General features: G+C 69.9%; 14 protein-coding genes, 1 pseudogene and 1 riboswitch. Of the genes and pseudogenes, 12 read left to right on the top strand and 3 right to left on the bottom strand.

All coding sequences use genetic code 11. The annotated features are described in order from the left end of the window. Positions 1-69 precede the first annotated feature (69 nt). Positions 70-1,398 (bottom strand): extracellular solute-binding protein, encoded by a 1,329-nt coding sequence (locus CUT39_RS05760; RefSeq protein WP_100445026.1) that lies wholly within the window; start codon positions 1,396-1,398, stop codon positions 70-72. Between the two features lie 514 nt (positions 1,399-1,912). Here CUT39_RS05760 and CUT39_RS05755 point away from each other — a divergent pair. Then, complete coding sequence (locus tag CUT39_RS05755) at positions 1,913-4,519, top strand: glycoside hydrolase family 48 protein (RefSeq protein ID WP_198586908.1); 2,607 nt, start codon at positions 1,913-1,915, stop codon at positions 4,517-4,519. A 215-nt stretch (positions 4,520-4,734) separates the two neighbouring features. Here the strand turns inward: CUT39_RS05755 and CUT39_RS05750 are convergent, their stop codons facing one another. Next, positions 4,735-5,226, bottom strand: a complete 492-nt coding sequence (locus tag CUT39_RS05750) for a DUF1349 domain-containing protein (protein ID WP_157930500.1) — start codon at positions 5,224-5,226, stop codon at positions 4,735-4,737. 566 nt (positions 5,227-5,792) lie between these two features. On the opposite strand from CUT39_RS05750, the gene CUT39_RS05745 reads away from it, so the two are divergent. The 9 genes and pseudogenes from CUT39_RS05745 (at position 5,793) to CUT39_RS05705 (ending at position 16,520) form a co-directional block, all read left to right on the top strand. After that, on the top strand, positions 5,793-6,215 hold the full coding sequence (locus CUT39_RS05745) for a hypothetical protein (RefSeq protein ID WP_157930499.1): 423 nt from the start codon (positions 5,793-5,795) through the stop codon (positions 6,213-6,215). A 177-nt stretch (positions 6,216-6,392) separates the two neighbouring features. Further along, positions 6,393-8,243 (top strand): molecular chaperone DnaK, encoded by a 1,851-nt coding sequence (gene dnaK / locus CUT39_RS05740; protein WP_100445022.1) that lies wholly within the window; start codon positions 6,393-6,395, stop codon positions 8,241-8,243. After that, a pseudogene (gene grpE, locus CUT39_RS05735) lies at positions 8,240-8,830 on the top strand (nucleotide exchange factor GrpE); the annotation flags it as partial. The gene dnaK and the pseudogene grpE, both read left to right, overlap by 4 nt. 323 nt (positions 8,831-9,153) lie before the next feature. Further along, on the top strand, positions 9,154-10,275 hold the full coding sequence (dnaJ, locus tag CUT39_RS05730; protein WP_100445020.1) for a molecular chaperone DnaJ: 1,122 nt from the start codon (positions 9,154-9,156) through the stop codon (positions 10,273-10,275). A 256-nt stretch (positions 10,276-10,531) separates the two neighbouring features. After that, positions 10,532-10,858, top strand: a complete 327-nt coding sequence (locus tag CUT39_RS21680; protein WP_100445342.1) for a heat shock protein transcriptional repressor HspR — start codon at positions 10,532-10,534, stop codon at positions 10,856-10,858. A gap of 130 nt (positions 10,859-10,988) precedes the next feature. Further along, positions 10,989-12,326 carry a hemolysin family protein gene (locus CUT39_RS05720; RefSeq protein ID WP_100445019.1) on the top strand — a complete coding sequence of 446 codons (1,338 nt, stop codon included), beginning with the start codon at positions 10,989-10,991 and terminating at the stop codon, positions 12,324-12,326. Further along, on the top strand, positions 12,323-13,342 hold the full coding sequence (locus tag CUT39_RS05715) for a hemolysin family protein (protein WP_100445018.1): 1,020 nt from the start codon (positions 12,323-12,325) through the stop codon (positions 13,340-13,342). Before CUT39_RS05720 ends, CUT39_RS05715 begins: the two co-directional genes overlap by 4 nt. A 129-nt stretch (positions 13,343-13,471) precedes the next feature. Further along, the gene (locus tag CUT39_RS19965) at positions 13,472-14,725 is read left to right on the top strand and encodes a coiled-coil domain-containing protein (RefSeq protein WP_114149486.1); all 1,254 of its coding nucleotides are present in this window, start codon (positions 13,472-13,474) and stop codon (positions 14,723-14,725) included. Between the two features lie 145 nt (positions 14,726-14,870). Then, a complete protein-coding gene (locus CUT39_RS05705) occupies positions 14,871-16,520 on the top strand; it encodes a beta-N-acetylhexosaminidase (protein WP_100445017.1) in 1,650 nt (549 codons plus the stop codon). 206 nt (positions 16,521-16,726) lie between these two features. Here CUT39_RS05705 and CUT39_RS05700 read toward each other — a convergent pair whose 3' ends face one another. Further along, positions 16,727-17,674 carry a C40 family peptidase gene (locus CUT39_RS05700; RefSeq protein ID WP_157930498.1) on the bottom strand — a complete coding sequence of 316 codons (948 nt, stop codon included), beginning with the start codon at positions 17,672-17,674 and terminating at the stop codon, positions 16,727-16,729. An 8-nt stretch (positions 17,675-17,682) separates the two neighbouring features. Beyond that, positions 17,683-17,861, bottom strand: a riboswitch (cyclic di-AMP (ydaO/yuaA leader). A gap of 194 nt (positions 17,862-18,055) precedes the next feature. On the opposite strand from CUT39_RS05700, the gene CUT39_RS21430 reads away from it, so the two are divergent. Together CUT39_RS21430 and CUT39_RS05690 are read left to right on the top strand one after the other, a co-directional pair. Next, the gene (locus CUT39_RS21430) at positions 18,056-18,382 is read left to right on the top strand and encodes a metal-sensitive transcriptional regulator (protein ID WP_100445015.1); all 327 of its coding nucleotides are present in this window, start codon (positions 18,056-18,058) and stop codon (positions 18,380-18,382) included. 23 nt (positions 18,383-18,405) lie between these two features. Further along, positions 18,406-18,618 carry a heavy-metal-associated domain-containing protein gene (locus tag CUT39_RS05690; protein WP_100445014.1) on the top strand — a complete coding sequence of 71 codons (213 nt, stop codon included), beginning with the start codon at positions 18,406-18,408 and terminating at the stop codon, positions 18,616-18,618. The last annotated feature ends 513 nt before the right edge of the window (positions 18,619-19,131 follow it).

Here is a 19,131-nt window from a genome sequence, read left to right as displayed (position 1 = left end):
GGCCTTCGCCGAAGGGGTGGGGAGCGGTGCCTGGGGACCACCGCTCCCGGCGGCTAAGGCGCTTCGGGGCTACAGGCCGCTGAGCTGGATCGCGTTCTCGGCCTCGGACTGCATGACGTCCCACGCCTCGTCGGAGGTGTAGGTGCCGTCGACGACGCCGTTCAGGACGTCTTCAACGGCGCCCTTCACGGCGTGGTGGTACTGCGAGTAGACCAGCGGCTCCATGGCGGCCACCGAGTCGGCGATGATCTGGCCGACGGGGGCGTCGTTGAAGTACTCGTTGGTCGAGTCGGCGACCTGCTCGGCGCCCTCGAGGGTCGACGGGAACGCGCCGACGTCCTCGAACACCTTGACCTGCTGCTCGGGCTCGGTCAGCCAAGAGGCCAGCTCGGCGGCTTCTTCAGGGTGCTGCGACTGCGAGGGGACGAGCAGCCAGGAGCCGCCCCAGTTGCCGGCCACGCCCGGAGCGGCGGCCATGTCCCAGTTGCCGGCGTTGTCCTCGCCGGCGGTGCCGGAGATGACACCGGTCATCCAGCTCGGGCAGGCCATGACGGCGAAGCCGCCCTCGGCGATGGCGGTGTTCCACTCGTCGGACCAGGAGACGTACTCGCCGATGGCGCCCATGTCGTTGAGCTCCAGGATGGTCTCGACGGCCTCGGTGTTGGCCGCGGAGTCGAGGGTCAGGTTGCCCTCGTCGTCGACGTACATGTCGCCGTCGCCGGTGCCGGCCAACTGGCCCAGCAGCATGTTCTGGAGCTGGGTGGGGCTGTCGAGGAAGTCGGCGTCGATGCCCGAGTCGACGAAGTCCTGGGCGACGGACTTGAAGCCGTCCCAGTCGGACCAGAGCTCGGCGAGCTCTTCGCGGTCGGTGGTCAGGCCGGCCTCTTCGAACAGGTCGGAGCGGAAGCACAGGCCCATGCCGCCGACGTCGGTGCCGAATCCGGCCAGCTTGCCGTCGGTGGTGTGCCCGAGCTCCCACTTCCAGCCCGGGTAGTCCGAGGCGCGCTCGTCGAAGCCGTACTCGGCCAGGTCGGCCCAGGCGTCGTTGTTGTTCATCATCTGGGTGATGGCCTGCTCGTCCATGCCGACCACGTCGCCGAGGCCGGAGCCGGCCTCGATGGCCGAGTCCACCATCGGCAGGTGGTCGTCGTTGAACTCGGAGCCGTCGCCCTCCATGGTGACGACCACGTCATCCTGCATGTCGTTGTATTCCTCGACCAGCGGGCCGTAGCCCATGGTGCCGAAGACACTGAGGGTCAGTTCGACCTGGCCGTCTTCGTTCGTGCCGTCGCCGTCGCCGTCGGAGCCGTCGCCGCCACCGCAGGCGGACAGCGCGAGCGCGCCGGCCGCGGCGGCCGCGAGCCCGACCTTGGCGCGGTGTTTCGTGTGAAGATGCATCTTCGTGGTTTCCTTCCAGGCACCTGAGGGGTGCCGCGTTGTAGGAGGGGTTGGGTTGTAGCCGTCGATTGAACGGGGTCGGCCACTGGGGGCCGAGGGGTCGGGCCGAAGCCCGGCCGGATATTGATTGTTGCCATCGCCTTGGGAGCGATACCAGGAGCTTACGGGAGCGTGATGCACGACGCAAGCCCGGGTGTGGGAGGCGTTACCTACTTGTTACTTCATTAGGCCCCTATATTATATAGACAGGCTTAGATACATTGTTATGATGCCTGGTTTGCGGCTTATCTACCAGGCAAATCGGCTGCAATGCTCGATATAGGTCAACGCGAGTGAGCCAAATTTAGGGATGTCGATGTATTGACATGTTGGCTCGAGGCTTGCGAGGATGACTTGGGAGCGCTTCCTTGTCTGGGTCCGATTCGTTCCACCCGCGTCATATGGGGCCGATGGCAAGCTTCAAGCGCTCCCATCAAAACCGGACATTTCCGACCAGCTCTCAGGAGTAAGCACAATGGAACTCGACAATCTGGCCCCGCCGTCCCGGCGTCGGCGATGGCGCAAGGGCGCCATGATCGGGCTGCCGGTCGCCCTGGTGGGCACCCTGGGGGCCGTCGCGGCCCCGCAGGCGTTCGCCAGCGACCACTGCGAGGTCGACTACCGCGTGGTCAACAGCTGGGGCGGCGGCTTCCAGGCCGCCGTCGACATCACCGCCGGCAGCGGCGGCCTCGACGGCTGGACCGTCGAGTGGGACTTCCCCAGCGGTACCGGGGTCTCCTCCGCGTGGAACGTCGACTACAGCACGAGCGGTGACCACTTCACCGGCTCCGACGTCGGCTGGAACGGCTCGATCGCCGCCGGCCAGACCCGCGAGGTCTTCGGATTCATCGGCAGCGGCTCCACCGACACCCCCACCGGCTTCGCCGTCAACGGCGAAGCCTGCGAGGGCGTCGACGACCCCGATCCGACCGACCCCGAACCGACCGATCCGGAACTGGACGTCTCCCCCACCGACCTGACGGTCGAGGCGGGCTCCTCGGCCGGCTTCGACGTCGGCTTCAGCGAGGAGCTGGACGGCGCGGTCGACGTCACCACCACCCGCACCGGCGGCTCGACCGACCTCTCGGTCGCGGCCGGCGGCTCGCTGAGCTTCGACTCGTCCAACTGGGACAGCCCCCAGACGGTGACCATCGCGGCCTCCGAGGGCGCCGAGGGCTCGGCGACCTTCGCCGTCCAGGCCGACGGCTTCGACCCGATCGAGGTCTCGGTCTCGGTCTTCGACCCCGGCGAGGTCTCCGACAACGAGCAGCGGTTCCTCGACCTGTACGGCCAGCTCACCGGTTCGGACTCGCCCTACCTCCACGAATCGGGCGTGCCGTACCACTCGGTCGAGAAGCTCATCGTCGAGGCGCCGGACTACGGCCACCAGACCACCTCCGAGGCGATGAGCTACCTGATGTGGCTCGAGGCCGCCTACGGGGACGTCACCGGTGACTGGGGTCCGTACAACCAGTCCTGGGAGACGACCGAGCAGTACATGATCCCGGACATGAACCCGACCAACTACGACCCGTCGGACCCGGCGTCGTACGCCCCCGAGGCCGACGACCCGTCGAAGTACCCGACGCAGTTGGACTTCGACGTCCCGGTCGGGGAGGACCCGATCGCCGACGAGCTGGCCCAGACCTACGGGACCAACCAGATCTACGGCATGCACTGGATCCTCGACGTCGACAACGGCTACGGGTTCGGCGAGTGCGGCGACGGGACCACCGAGCCGGCCTACGTCAACACCTTCCAGCGCGGCCTGCAGGAGTCCACCTGGGAGACCGTGACGCACCCGTCGTGCGAGACGTTCGACTTCGGCGGTGAGAACGGCTTCCTGGACCTGTTCGTCGGCGACGACGAGTACGCCCAGCAGGAGCGGTACACCGCCGCCCCCGACGCCGACGCGCGCGCCGTCCAGGTCGCGTGGCTGGCCGAGCAGTGGGCCGCCGAGCAGGGGCAGTCGAGCGACGTCTCCGAGGCCACCGACAAGGCCTCGATGATGGGCGACTACCTGCGCTACGCCTTCGCCGACAAGTACTTCAAGGAGATCGGCGACTGCGTCGGCGCGAACGAATGCGCCGCGGGCACCGGGAAGAACTCGTTCCACTACCTGCTGAGCTGGTACTACTCGTGGGGCGCCGGCCTGAACGGTGACTGGTCGTTCCGCATCGGCGGCTCGGGCATCCACCAGGGCTACCAGAACGTCCTGGCCGCGTACGCGCTGTCCGACGACATGGCCCCCGACTCGCCGACGGCGGCCGGGGACTGGCAGACCAGCCTCGACGCCCAGTTCGACTTCCTCGAGTGGCTGCAGTCGCCCGAGGGCGCGATCGCCGGCGGTGCCACCAACAACTGGCAGGGCAACTACGGCGAGCCGACCTCGAGCGCCCAGTTCGACGGCATGGCCTACGACTGGCAGCCGGTCTGGAACGACCCGCCGTCGAACAACTGGTTCGGCTTCCAGGCCTGGGGCATGGACGACGTCGCCACGTACTACTACCACACCGGTGACGAGCGCGCCGGGGACCTGCTGGACAACTGGGTCGGCTGGGTGCTGGACAACAGCACCATCACCTCGACCGACTACAGCCTCCCCGGTGACCTCGAGTGGTCGGGCGAGCCGGGCTCGGGTCTGTCGGTCGACGTGGTGAGCGAGTCGGGCGACCCGGGTGTCGCCGGTGCGCTCGCGAAGGTCCTGGCGTACTACGCCGCCGCGACCGACGACGCCGCGCTCCAGGAGACCGTCTCGGACCTGCTGGACGCCATGTGGTCGTTCAACGACGGCATCGGCATCAGCCGCACCGAGGAGCGGTCGGACTACTGCCGCTTCGGCGACGAGGTCTACATCCCGGACGGCTGGTCGGGCACCATGCCGAACGGCGACGTGATCGAGCCGGGTTCCACCTTCATCAGCATCCGGTCGTTCATGACCGAGTTCGAGGGCTGGGACCAGGTGCAGGCCTACATCGACAACGGCTGCGAGGGTGACCCGCCGGAGTTCGACTACCACCGGTACTGGCACCAGGTGGAGGCCGCGACGGCCTTCCACACCTACGCCAAGCTGTTCGAGTGATGAGTGGTGGCGGCCCGTCCGGTCTCGAGCCGGACGGGCCCCGTTAGAAAGGCGGGCGCGCCTCCCGAACCGAGTCGGGAGGCGCGCCCTTTTCGCTGCGCCGGTCTGGCTGAGCACACAGGTCGGGTCCGGCGGGGGACCGGGGGGCGGGTCTACCGGGCCCGACCTCTATGCTCAGAGCGCCGTTGCCCTGAGTGCCGATTCGTTCGGACGGGTCAGCCGACCTCGACGTAGAGGTCCTGCGCCGCGTCCCAGAAGCTCTCGCTCACCGGCCGGGAGCTGGCGATGCCGGCCAGGGCCGGCACGCCGCCGGGCAGGTAGGTGGAGGCGATCGTGGTGTAGTCGACCCCGTCGTCGGCGTGGGCGACGGTGACGGTGCCGCCGCTGCGGATGAGCCGCAGCCAGATCTCGTCGGACTCGGTCTCGACCGGGGACAGCGACCAGTCGGTGTGGTCCCGCGTGGTGACGGTGCTGACGAGGTGCTGGCCCCCGAGGTATTCGGCGCCGGTCTGGACCCAGTTGCTCTCGTCGACCCGGATGGTCAGGGAGGCCTCGGCGTGCTGGTGCCGGTACTCGGGCCGGAACCGCATGGCGACTTCGCCGTCCCCCTCGATCTCGAGCCCGTAGATGTAGGCGTGGTCGCGCTGGTCGTCAGCGCCCGCGCGGCGGCGGAACGTGCTCTTGGTTTCGAAATAGGGACTGATCAATCCACCATCAACAGTCCATTGTACTTCATCTGAAGGAGATTGCATGAACCAATCATGCCATACGTGACGGGATCAAATTCGGACAAAACAGACAACGTAACGCAAAGTTAATCGAGATTTAGCACCCTTTCCGTGCCTGAAACAGCAGGTCAGAGGTGATCTATGCCATGGTGTGCGGTCTCCGTTACCCTTCGCTGCAAACGCTTCTCCAAAGCGGTGAGAATGGTCGCATGCCGCATGAGATCCTGCACGTGCATCGTAACGTGCTTGGGGGCCTTGCGCAAATGGCGATATTCATTCCCGGGGGCCGGTGGTGCACCGGCGATGCGAGTGGGTGAATTCATTGGGACATCTGGAATTCCGGGGTCGGGGCATCCGGCGCCGGATGCGTCGGGGGCGGCCGCTGTGATGTGGAATCGACTCGCCGACACGGGCCGCCTCGCGGGGCGGAAGGCCGCTAGAGTGTCGAATCCGGCTCGCACCCGTGTCCCCGCGGCGGCTCGACCGTTAATCGGGGTGTAAGGGGTCTCGAAGGGCACGGAAGCGACGGCGAATGAGGAGATAGCGTGAGCATGCAGCATTCAGTGAGGTCGGTGTCGCTCGCCGCCGACTCCGCCGGGGGCGGCCGCGGGTTGCCCCGCCAGGACCGCACCGGTCCCGCCCGCCGCACCTCCCGCCACACCGCCGCCGGCCGCGAAGCCCGGGAGGGCGGGGTCGCCGATCGGCCCCGCCGCGCGGACCGGGAGTCCGGGGGCGGCTACTTCTCGATCGAGGAGCCGCCGCCGCTGGAGGCCCCGGCCGGCATCGCCGAGATCACCGGCTGGGAGCTCGCCGCCGGCATGTGGCGGGACCACCGGCCCGAGCAACTGCTCGGCGTCGACTGCGCCTCGTGCAAGCAGTCGTGGCCGTGCGACGCCTGGGAGCTGGCCGACGACATCATCACCCAGTGCTGCGAGGCGGCCCAGCGGGCCGCGGTGAGCGGCGGCTAGGGGAAGTTGAGTCGGGTGGACTCAATTTTTGTCTGACTCGTCACAATCGCCGGACCCGCCTTGACAGTGCGAATCTCCACGTTGAATATTGAGCCTAGCTGACTCAACTTGGCTCCGGGTCCCGCCCGGCCGCTTGAGACACCTAGACATCTGTTCCACGTATTCCGGGAGATCAACATGGCACGTGCGGTCGGCATCGACCTTGGCACCACGAACTCCGTGGTCAGCGTCCTCGAAGGCGGGGAGTCCTCAGTCATCACCAACGCCGAGGGAGCCAGGACCACCCCGTCGATCGTAGCCTTCGCCAAGAACGGCGAGGTCCTGGTCGGCGAGGTCGCCAAGCGCCAGGCGGTCACCAACCCGGACCGGACCATCCGGTCCGTCAAGCGCCACATGGGCACCGACTGGTCGGTCGACATCGACGGCAAGTCCTACACCGCGCAGGAGATCAGCGCGCGCATCCTCATGAAGCTCAAGCGCGACGCCGAGGCCTACCTGGGCGAGAACGTGACCGACGCGGTCGTCACCGTGCCGGCCTACTTCTCCGACGCCCAGCGCACCGCCACCAAGGAGGCCGGCGAGATCGCCGGGCTCAACGTCCTGCGCATTATCAACGAGCCGACCTCGGCCGCGCTCGCCTACGGCCTCGACAAGAGCGAGGAAGAGCAGACCATCCTCGTGTTCGACCTCGGGGGCGGCACCTTCGACGTGTCCCTGCTCGAGATCGCCGACGGCGTCATCCAGGTGAAGGCCACCAGCGGCGACAACCACCTGGGCGGCGACGACTGGGACGAGCGCATCATCCAGCACCTGGTCAAGACCTTCAACGGCCAGTACGGGGTCGATCTGTCCAAGGACAAGATGGCCATGCAGCGCCTCAAGGAGGCCGCCGAGAAGGCCAAGATCGAGCTCTCCAGCGCCACCCAGACCTCGATCAACCTGCCGTACATCACCGCCGGCCCCGACGGCCCGCTGCACCTGGACGTGTCGCTGACCCGCGCCGAGTTCGAGCAGATGACCTCGGACCTGCTCGACCGCTGCAAGAAGCCGTTCGAGCAGGCGGTCAAGGACGCCGGGATCAACGTCGCCGAGATCAACCACGTCATCCTGGTCGGCGGTTCGACCCGCATGCCGGCCGTGTCCGACGTGGTCAAGCGGCTCATCGGCCGCGACGCCCACAAGGGCGTCAACCCCGACGAGGTCGTCGCCATCGGCGCCACGCTCCAGGCCGGCGTGCTCAAGGGCGAGGTCAAGGACGTCCTGCTGCTGGACGTCACCCCCCTGAGCCTCGGCATCGAGACCAAGGGCGGGATCTTCACCAAGCTCATCGAGCGCAACACCACGATCCCGACCAAGCGCAGCGAGGTCTTCACCACCGCCGACGACAACCAGCCGTCCGTGCTCATCCAGGTCTTCCAGGGCGAGCGCGAGATCGCGGCCTACAACAAGAAGCTCGGCACCTTCGAGCTCACCGGCCTCCCGCCGGCTCCGCGCGGCGTGCCGCAGATCGAGGTCACCTTCGACATCGACGCCAACGGCATCGTGAACGTCTCGGCGAAGGACACCGCCACCGGCAAGGCCCAGTCGATGACCATCACCGGCGGATCGAGCCTCCCGAAGGAGGACATCCAGCGGATGATGGACGAGGCCCAGGAGCACGCCGAGGAGGACAAGCAGCGCAAGGAGGAGGCCGAGGCCCGCAACATGGGCGAGTCGCTGGTCTACCAGACCGAGAAGCTGGTGGCCGAGTCGGGCGACAAGATCCCCGAGGACACCAAGGCCAAGGTGAACGAGGCGACCTCGACGCTGAAGTCGGCCCTGGGCGGGACCGACGTCGAGGCCATCAAGTCGGCCACCGACGAGCTGTCGAAGGTCAGCCAGGAGGCCGGGGCCGCCATGTACGCCGCGCAGCAGGAGTCCTCCGAGCAGGAGCCGGGCGGCGCCCCCGGGGCCGACGCCGGCCCGCAGGACGGCGCCGACGACGTTGTCGACGCCGAGATCGTCGACGACGACAAGGACCAGAAGTGAGCGACGAGGACAAGCAGAAGAAGAACGAGGAGCCCGCCGAGTCCGAGAAGCCGTCCCCGGACGCCGCGCGCCACGAGGGCGACGGCGCGGCCGAGGCCGAGGACGAGCTCACCGTCGAGGACATCCTCGGGGAGGCCGGCGACGACGGCCAGGCCGCCGACGACACCGTCTCGGTCCTCCAGACCACGCTGGAGGAACGCACCAGGGACCTCCAGCGGATCAACGCGGAGTTCCAGAACTACCGCAAGCGCGTCGAGCGCGACAAGGCGCGGGCCGGGGAGGCGGGTTCGGCGGCGGTGCTGGCGAGCCTGCTGCCGATCCTCGACGACCTCGACCGCGCCCGGGAGCACGGCGACCTGACCGGCCCGTTCGGCTCGGTCGCCGAGCAGCTCACCGGGGCGCTCGCGAAGCAGGGCCTGGAGGGGTTCGGGGAGAAGGGCGACCCGTTCGACCCGACGATCCACGAGGCCGTGGCCCACATGCAGATGGGCGATGTCGACGGGCCCACCTGCATCGACGTGATGCGCCAGGGCTACCGGCTCGGCGACCGGCTGCTGCGTCCGGCGCTGGTGGCGGTGGCCGAGCCGGCCGAAGAGGAGCCGGAGCCGGCCGCGGCGCAGTCCCAGGGGGACGCCGAGCCGGCCGGGGCCGAGCAGGCGTCCGAGGAGCCGCTGGTCGAGCCCGAGCCGGAGGGGGCCGTCGAGCCCGCCGACGGCGACGAGGCGGCCGAGTCGGCCGAAGAAGGGTCGGCGGAGGACGAGGAGTCCGCCCAGGCGTCCTCGGAGCCCGAGCAGGGGGCCGAGGAGCCCGGTTCCGGCCCCGATGAGTCCGCAAAGGACGATGGGGGCCGGAAGGGCTCCTGAGCACCTTCGCGCACGACCGATGATCTGAGTTTCGAAGGAGGCGTCCGGTGGCATCGCAGGACTGGCTGGAGAAGGACTTCTACGCCGAGCTGGGCGTGCCGCAGGACGCCTCCAAGCGGGACATCGAGCGCGCCTACCGCAAGCTCGCCCGGGAGTTCCACCCCGACCACAACTCGTCGGCCGACGCCGAGACCCGCTTCAAGGCCGTCTCGGAGGCCTACTCGGTGCTGCACGACGACAAGGCCCGCGCCGAGTACGACCAGATCCAGCTCATGAAGTCCGGCCGGGGCGGCTTCGGCGGCATGGGCGGCCCCGGCGGGGCCACGATCAACTTCGACGACCTGTTCGGCGGCGGCTCGGCCGGCGGGGGGTTCTCGGACCTGTTCGGGGACCTGTTCGGCCGGAGCGGCTCGCGGCGCGGCGGGCCGGAGCGCGGCCACGACCTGCGCACCCACGTGACCCTCGGCTTCGCCGACGCGGTCAAGGGGACCACCACCGAGCTGCGCATGCGCGCCCCGGGAGAGTGCGACACCTGCCACGGCAACGGCGCCAGGCCCGGCACGAGCCCGAGCAGGTGCATGCGCTGCAACGGCAGCGGCCTGGTCACCGAGAACCAGGGCGCCTTCAGCTTCGCCCAGCCGTGCCCGGACTGCGAGGGCACCGGCACCGTCGTCACCGACCCGTGCCCCGACTGCGGCGGCACGGGCGCCCAGACCCGGGACCGGGTCATCACCGTCCGCGTGCCGGCCGGCATCGGCGACGGCCAGACCATCCGCCTGCCCGGCCGGGGCGCGCCCGGCGAACGCGGCGGGCCCGCCGGCGATCTGCTGGTGCGCGTCAACGTCCGCAGCCACCCGCTGTTCGCCCGCGACGGCGACCACGTGACCCTGCGCCTGCCGGTGTCGTTCCCCGAAGCCGCGACCGGTGCCAAAGTCAAGGTGCCCACCTTGGACGGACCGGTCACGCTGAAGGTCCCCTCCGGCACACCCACCGGCCGCGTGCTGCGGGTCAAGGGCCGCGGCGTCCCCGGCAAGGGCGACCTGCTGGTCACCGTCGACGTCGAGGTGCCCGAGGACCTGCCGGGCGAAGCCAAGGAGGCGCTGGAGAAGTATGCCGCGCTGGCCCCGGGGGCCGACCGTTCGCGCCTGGAAGAGCTGACCGGCCAATGACGTTGCAGTCATCGAGCGTTGACATCCGCCGCAGCGGATTGCGACGCTGGAACTTCGAACTCGATGGGAGTGAACCGTGACCGCCTCCGAGAACGCCGGAAGCGGCGACCGGCGGGCCGCCGGCAGGCCCGACGGGCGTGAACACCGCATCCGCAGCGTGGTCGAGGTCACCTACCACCAGCGTGGTCGCCCCGGTGACGAGGTCGACTTCGACGCCAAGATCCTGGCGATCTCGGCCGCCGCGGAACTGGCCGGCATGCATCCCCAGACGCTCCGCCAGTACGACCGGCTCGGCCTGGTCGAACCGGCCCGCACTCCCGGCGGCGGGCGCCGCTACTCGGCCCGCGACGTCGCCCAGTTGCGGGAGATCCAGCGCCTCAGCCAGGACGAGGGCGTCAACCTCGCCGGCATCAAGCGCATCATGGACCTCGAGCGCGAGGTCACGGTGATGCGCGCGGAGCTGACGTCCGTGATCGACGAGCTCCGCCGGGCCCGCTCCCAGCTCGCCGAGCTGCGCGCGGTGACCGGCCCGTTCCGGCGCGCGAGCACCGATATCGTGCTGTGGCAGGGCAAACGGCGGTGACCTTTCGCCCCGGCGGTCATTGCAGCTAGGATCTGTGCATGCCGAAACGCCGCAAACGGAGACGACGACGAATCGTCGCGGACGCTGAGACCGAGCCCCACTCAGCCGGGCCTCGCGGGGGGCGCCAGCGGTGCTCATAGCGCTCGGCCTCGCCATCACCCTGGCCGTCACGGCCGCCACCGGATTCTTCGTCGCCCTCGAGTTCGCCTACACCGCGGTCGACCGCTCCCGCCTGGAGGACATCGCCGCGAACGGCGGGCGGCGCGCCGCCCGAGCGCGCCGCGCCCTGCGGATCTGCACCCGCCTGTCCTTCGCCCTCTCCGGAGCCCAGCTCGGCATCACCGTCACCGCACTGTTCGTCGGATTCTTCGCCGAGCCGTACCTGGGGCGGGGCCTGGCCGACCTGTTCGGCCTCGCCGGCGTCCCGTCCGCGGTGGCCGTGACCGTCGGCGTCGTCCTCGCCTTCCTATTCGCCAACGTGGTCCAGATGATCATCGGGGAGCTGGGACCCAAGAACCTCGCGATCGCCCGCACCGAGTCGCTCGCGTTGGCACTGGCCGCCCCCACGCACGCCTACATGACCGTGTGCGGGCCGATCATCCGCTTCTTCGACACCACCTCGCTGCGGCTGCTGCGGCTGCTGGGCATCCATGCGGTCGAGGAGCTGGAGCACTCGGCCACCCCGGAGGACCTGCACCGGATCATCGACGTCTCCCGCGACGAGGGCGCGATCGAGGCGGGCCTGTCGGACCTGCTCGACCGCGGCCTCGACTTCTCCGAGATCGTCGCCGAGCAGGCCATGACCCCGCGCGTGAACGTCCAGACCCTCGATGCCGACGCGACCGTGTTCGACGCGGTCGAGGCGCTCGCCGGGGGCCACTCGCGCTTCCCGGTGGTCGGCGAGGACGTCGACGACCTGCGCGGAGTGATCGGCATCAACCAGCTCATCGAGGTGCCGCGCGGAGAGCGCGGCACCGTCCGGCTGGGCGAGGTCGCCGACGAGGCGATGCTGGTGCCGGCGTCGCTGCCGCTGCCGACCCTGCTGGAGCAGATGCGCGGCCGGCACCGGCAGTTGGCGTGCGTGGTCGACGAGTTCGGCGGCTTCGCCGGAATCGTGACCCTGGAGGACATCGCCGAGGAACTGGTGGGGGAGATCCGCGACGAACAGGACCGGTTCGAGGCGGTCCCGGTGTCGCTGACCGGCGGCGCCTGGCTCATTCCCGGGCGCTGGCGCATCGACGAGGTGGCCGACGCCACCGGTATGGCGCTGCCCGAAGGCGAGCACTACGAGACCGTCGCCGGCCTGGTCATGGCCGAGCTGGGGCGCGTGGCGCACCCGGGCGACGCGGTCGAGGTCGATGCCGTCGACGAGGACGGCGAGCTGCGGACGGTGCGGATGGTCGTGGTCTCCTGCTCGCGGCACGTGCCGCAGGCGATCGAACTGCAACCGGCGGGGGTGCGCCGATGAGCACCGGTCCGGCCCTGCTGATCTCGGCCCTCCTGCTGGGGGCCAACGCGTTCTTCGTCGCCGCCGAGTTCGCGCTGGTCGCCTCGCGGCAGCACCGGCTCGAGCAGGACGGCTCGGCCGCCTCCCGGGCCGCGCTGCGCGCCACCAAGAACCTCTCGCTCATGCTGGCGGGCGCCCAGTTGGGGATCACCGCCTGCACCGTCGGGCTCGGTGCGCTGGCCGAGCCGGCGCTGGCGCACGCGTTCGAGGTGCCGCTCGAGGCGGTCGGCCTGGAGGCGGCGGCGCATCCGATCGCGTTCACCCTCGCGCTGGCGATCGTGGTGTTCCTCCACATGGTCGTCGGCGAGATGATGCCCAAGTCGTGGGCGATCAGCCACCCGGAGAATTCGGCGATGGCGCTGATCTGGCCGTTCCGCGGGTTCGTGGCCCTGACCAAACCGGTCCTGCTGGGCCTGAACCAGGGGGCGAACCTGCTCCTGCGGCTGGGCGGGGTGGAGCCGGCCGACGAGAAGGCCCAGGCGCACTCGCCCGAGGAGCTGCGGTACCTGCTGCGGTCCTCGGCCGAGGCCGGGCTGCTGCGGGAGCCGGAGCACCGGATCCTCTCGCACGCCATCGAGGTGCAGCGGCGCCCGGTCGGCGAGGTCGCCGTCCCGTGGAGCGAGGTGGTCACGATCCAGGCGACCGCCCGTGCGGTCGACGCCGAGGCCCGGAGCCGCCTGACCGGCCGCTCCCGCATGGTCGTGGTCGACGCCGAGTCGCGGCCGGTGGGCCTGGTGCACATCCGGGAGGCCCTCCAGTCCGGGCCCGAGACGCCGGTCGAGCGGCTCGCGGCGGCCCCGCTCCTGGTCGGCGCCGACACCACCGTTTCGGGCGCGGTCACGTTGATGCGGCGCCAGCGGTCGCAACTGGCGCTCGTCACCGGCCCGGGGCGTGAGGTCACCGGCCTGGTCGCGATGGAGGACCTGCTCGAAGAGATCATGGGCGACTTCGAGGACGAGACCGACACCGGCCGGTAACGGGCCGGAGGGGACGGATCGTCTCGGGGCGACACGCCCACCGGGCGTGTTCATCGCCGATTTCACCCCTTCCAGGCGTGATGATGGCTCATCAACCGTTTCCTCCGATCACGCCGAATCTGGAAGACCATGTCGAAATTCTTCGAGGAGACCGGGCCCGAATTCGCCGTCAGCATGCGCGGTTACGACCGCCACCAGGTCGATGAGTTCGCCACCCGGCTGTACCGGAACATTCTGAACAACGAGCAGCAGTACGCCGAGGCCCGGAGCGCGCTTGAGAGCGCCGAGTCGAAGGCGCGCCGAGCCGAGGAGCGCATGGCGGCCCTCGAGCAGCGCGTCGCCGACCGGGCCGATCAGATCGCCGAGGCCGAGCAGCCGACGCTCGCCGGGCTCGGGGTGCGGGTCGAGAAGATCCTGCGCTCCGCCGAGCAGGACGCCACCGCCCAGCGCGAGGAAGGGCGCCGCCGGGAGGCGGCGATCCTGGCCGAGGCCCGCGGCGAGGCCGACGCGATGCTGGGCACCGCACGCGCCGAGTCGGCCGAGATCACCGCCACCGGCGAGTCGGACGTGGCCGAGTTCCGGGAGCGGGCCCTGACCGAGACCACCGAGCTGCGCGAGAACGCGCGCCGCAGCCACGACCTGGCGGTGGCCGACGCCCACCGCGAGGTCCAGACGATGCAGAGCCAGGCCCGCGCCGAGACCGAGAAGTCCCGCAGCCAGGCCGAGCGGGAGATCGCGCTGCTGCGCGCCACCGCCGAGCGGGAGGTCACCGAGGTCCGGGCCCTGGCTTCGCGGGAGTCCGACGAGCAGCGCGCGGCCGCCCAGCGCCTGGTGACCGAGGCGGCCGACCACCGCAAGAAACGTACGCAGGAGTTGATGCTGGCCGAGGCCGACCGGCGCGAGCGCGCTCAGAAGGAGGAGGCCGACCGGCACCAGCAGGCCATCGCCACCGCGCAGCGGATCGTCTCCGAGGCCGAGGAGCGCCAGGCGGTGGCCGAGGAGCGGGCCCGGACCGCCGAAAACCGCGCGATCGAGCGCCGCGAGGAGGCCGACCGGCAGGCCAAGGACATGATGCAGCGGGCGGCCGACCAGGCCAAGTCCGTCAAGACCGAGGCCGAGCAGGAGGCGCAGCGGCTGCGCCGGACGGCCGCCGATCGGGCCGCGGAGATGGTCCAGCCGCTGGCCGAGGAGGTGGAGGCGCTGCAGCGGCAGCGCGACAGCGCCGGGTCGAACCTGACCGATCTTCGTCGGCAGCTCGGGCTGATCTCCGGCGACGACGAGTCGGCGAAGGAGGCCGAACCCGAATCGCCGCCGGTTGCGATCAACCGTCAGCGGGAGCCCTCCGACCTCGACCAGACCCAGCAGTTGCCCATCGTCCGCTAGGGACTTCGTTCGTCACGGGCGGCCGGACGTGGCAGGCGGATCGCATTCGGCTACCGCCGCGGCTGGCCGCCCGACGCTTGGACCTATATTATAAATAAACTGAACTAATTATTGCGTCATCCCTCCGACACCACAGGAGCCCCGCATGCAGCGCCGCATCTCGCTGATACCGCAGCCCCGCCACCTCCACGCCGACGACGGCGAACTGGACCTCGCCTCCCTCGGCGCGATCGTCGCCGGCGACCCCGAGACCGGCAGCCTGGCCTGGCTCCTGTCCGATCTGCTGGCGCGCGGGACGGGCCTGCGACTGCCGGTCGCCGAGGCCTTCGACGGACCGGCGGTGCGGCTGCGCGTCGACGGCGCCCGCCCGGCCGACTTCACCACCGCCGCCGAGGCCTACCGCCTCGAGACCAGTGCCGGCGGGATCGACCTGGCCGCCGCCCACCCGGCCGGGATCGCCCGCGGCATCGCCACCCTCCGGCAGCTCCTCCCGGCCGACGCACTCCGGGAGGCCCCGAGCGCCGCGGCCCGGGTACCGCACGTGGCGATCGAGGACGAGCCGAGGCTGCGCTGGCGGGGGGTCATGCTCGACGTGGCCCGGCACTTCCAGCCCAAGGACTTCGTGCTGCGCATGATCGATCGGGCCTGGATGCACCGGCTCAACGTCGTCCACCTGCACCTCACCGACGACCAGGGGTGGCGCCTGGAGGTGCCCTCCCGGCCCGAGCTGACCGCGGTCGGCTCCTGGCGGGACGAGACCGTCGTCGGCCACGCCCTCGACGCCGCCGAATTCGACGGGACCCCGCACGGCGGCTTCTACACCCTCGGCGACGTCCGCGAGATCGTCGCCTACGCGCGAGCGCGGCACATCACCGTGGTGCCGGAGATCAACCTGCCCGGCCACACCCGCGCCGTCCTGGCCGCCTACCCCGAGCTCGGGGCCGGGCCGGCCGAGCCGGTCGCGACGACCTTCGGGATCTTCGAGGAGGTCCTGGAGCCGACCGAGGAGGCGCTGGCGTTCGCCCGCGACGTGTTCGACGTAGTCGCCGAGGTCTTCGACTCCCCGTTCGTCCACATCGGCGGCGACGAGGTGCCCACCACCCAGTGGGAGTCCTCGAAGACGGCCAAGGAGCTCATGGAGTCCGAGGGGATCGCCGACGTGCGCGGCGTCCAGGCGTGGTTCACCAGGAATCTCACCGGGCACCTGACCGGCCTCGGCCGCCGGGTCATCGGGTGGGACGAGATCCTCGACGGCGGCGAGGACCGGGACGGCGGGAGCCTCGAAGGCGGCGCCCCGGCCGAGGCGGTGGTGTCGGTGTGGCGCAACGAGGCCTACGTCAAGAAGGCGGCGGCCGCCGGCCACGAGGTCATCGTCGCCCCCGAACCGTACGTCTACTTCGACCACTACGAGGGCGACGGCCCCGACGAGCCGCTGCGCATCCACGGCCACACCAGCACCGGCAAGGTCGCCGCCTGGGACCCGGTCCCGGACGGGGTCGAGGAGTCGTCGGTCCTGGGGGCCCAGTGCCAGTTGTGGTCGGAGTACCTGCCGCACTACCGGGACGTGGAGTACGCGGCCTTCCCGCGCCTGGCGGTCTTCGCCGACGTCGTCTGGTCGGGCCCCGGAGCGCGCCGGGCCGCCCCGGTCGAGGAGCGGCTGGAGGACCACGTCGCGCGCCTGGAGGCGATGGGGGTCAACTACCGCCCGGCCGCCGGTCCCCGGCCCTGGCAGGCCGGCGGCGAGGGCCGGCGCAAGCGGTTCGACCGGGCCTTCGTCGAGCACGAGGCCGAATAGTTTCGAAGCGGCTGCGGGGTATGGCAGGTGGACCCCGCAGCCGCTGTCAATCACCGTTCGATTCGAGTGTGGCTCGTTCGCCTTCGGCGGTGGAATCTACGATTGGTCGGTCCCCGGCGGCGGCGCTTGCGTGATGCGGGTCAGCAACAGGGTCAGCAACGGGAGCGCCTGCGCCGACGCCGGGGAGTATATGAAGCTATTCGCTCTTAAGGTCGGCCATAACCGCCGATGTCCATGATGTACATGCTTACGATCTCCACGTTCTTGCCGGTGCGAGGGGCGTGGATGATCTGCTCGTCGCCGATGTAGAGCGCGTTGTGGCCCAGCCCGGAGTAGAAGACGATGTCGCCGGGCTGGAGCTCGCTCTTGGAGATCCGGGCGACCTCGTTCCACTGCATCTCGACGTTGTGCGACAGGGAGTACCCCGCCGCGGCCCAGGACTGCTGTACCAGGCCCGAGCAGTCCCAGGAGTCGGGTCCGGCCGAGCCGTAGACGTAGGGCTCGCCGAGCTGGGCGTAGGCGAAGTCGACCACCGCCGAGTTGCCTCCGGAGCTGGACGGCGCCGGCGCCGGCTCGGGGTCCGGCTCGGGAGTGACCTGGTCGAGCAGGACCTCGAGGTCGGCGATCTCGGCCTCGATCTCCTCCTGCTGCTCCTCGAGCTCGGCCATGATCTCGTCGGCGTCCTCGGTGAGCGCCTCCAGCTCGTCCTTGCGGGCCTGGAGCTCGGCCGCCTCCTCCACGTGCGCCTGGAGCCGGGCGTTCTCGGCGTCGCTGAGGTTCTGGAGGTAGGTGAGGCGGTCGGCGAAGTCGGTGGGGTCGCCGGAGAGGACGGAGTTGACCATGGCGAAGTCGCCGTTGGTGTGGGCCGCGGCGACGATGTCGGCGACCTGCTCGGAGCTCTCGGCCACGGCCTCTTCGAGCTCGGGGAGCTCGTCCTCGATCTCGGCGATGAGGTCTTCGGCGTCCTCCAGCTCCTCGTTCTTCGCGTTGTAGTCCTCGATGACCAGCTCGAGCTCGGAGTGGCGCTCGTCGAGTTCGGCCTCGACCTCCTCAGGGGAGGGTTCGGCGACGGCCTGGCTCGCCGTGAGCACCGCGCCGGAGGCGGGTAGCAGCACAGCGGCGGTCAACGCGGCTGCGAGTTGCCGGGTACGCACCTAAGATGCGCTCCTTCCTTCGGCCGCCTACCGGGTTAGCTGTCGGATTCGGGCGGGAAGAAGGTTCGCCCTACCCGCCCGGAGGCGGGATTCACCCCGATCGGACCCGTCGCGGATGCGGCGGCGATCGCCCTGGTTCCCCGGTTCGCCTGTGCTGGGGCACTCGGCGATTCGGCGGTGTCGCGCGGCGACCGCGGGGTGCGGTCGAGTTTTCCGACGCGACGGCTTCACGTTAGAGCCAGGGACGCGGCTTGACAAGGCCGGGTGGAGAATTTCTCGCGGAATGGCACGGAATACTACGGGCCGCCGCACGGGCATGACGAACGGTTGCCGATATACCCCGCAGGGGTATAGACTGCTTTCACGGAGGTTGAGGACACCATGGCGAGCGAACACGAGGGCCACCGGGCCGAGGACGGCCAGACGTACTGGTACCACGGCGATAAGGTCGCGCTCCAGCGCCGCCTGCGCCGCATCGAGGGCCAGATCCGGGGGATCCAGCGGATGGTCGAGGACGACGAGTACTGCATCGACATCCTGACCCAGATCTCGGCTTCGACCAAGGGCCTGCAGGCCGTGGCGCTCAACCTCCTCGAAGGCCACATCTCCCACTGCGTCGCCGAGGCCCAGGTCAAGGGCGATGCCGAGGAGGCCGACGGGAAAGTCAAGGAGGCCACTGACGCGGTCGCGAGGCTGCTCAGGACCTGACCCATCCGATCGAAGGAGCGAACATGCGGACCACGTACCTCGTCAAGGGCATGACCTGCGGTCACTGCGCGAGCGCGGTCACCGAGGAGGTCAAGGCCCTGCCGGGCGTCGAGGACGTCGACGTCGCGGTCGACACCGGCAAGGTCACCGTGACCTCGGCCGAGGAACTCGCGACCGATTCGGTGCGCGAGGCGGTCGACGAGGCCGGCTACGAACTGGTCGGCCAGTCGGACTGAACGGCCGACGCGCGGTTGACCAGCATCCAGCCGCGGCGGTCGTCGGCGTCGATGTCCCAGCGGCGCCCCTCGCGCCGGTTGGGGCGTAGGCCCGCGGCCGCAGGGCCGGGGCCGGGGTGTTGGTCGCAGTGCGCATGTGGGTGGATCCTGTCCTTACTGTTGGTGTCCGGTATTGGTTGCAATGGCAAGCTCTGCGGCGGCGCCGCACCCTTTGCAGCCGGGGTCCCTTGGCCCGTGGCCGTGGTCCGGTGCTGCGTCCTCCGGTGCCGACCGGGGGGTTCCGATGTGATTCCCCGCCGCGAATCGCACCAGCGGCCATAGGGGACCCTGAGCTGCAAAGGGATGGGCTCCGCCCATGAGCTTGCCCGCTCACCGCACGGCGCCGTCCCGCGCTCGTCCCCGAGCACCTCGTTCATCCTTCGCAGTCGCGGAACGTGTCGAGCCAGATGCGGACGGCGGCGGCGATGAGGGGGCCGGAATGGGTTCCGGCCCAGTCGGCGTGGGCCGGTTCGG

It is taken from the genome of Glycomyces xiaoerkulensis, assembly GCF_002798405.1.
Taxonomy (GTDB): domain Bacteria; phylum Actinomycetota; class Actinomycetes; order Mycobacteriales; family Micromonosporaceae; genus Glycomyces; species Glycomyces xiaoerkulensis.
This window is presented reverse-complemented; position numbering and strand designations above follow the sequence as displayed.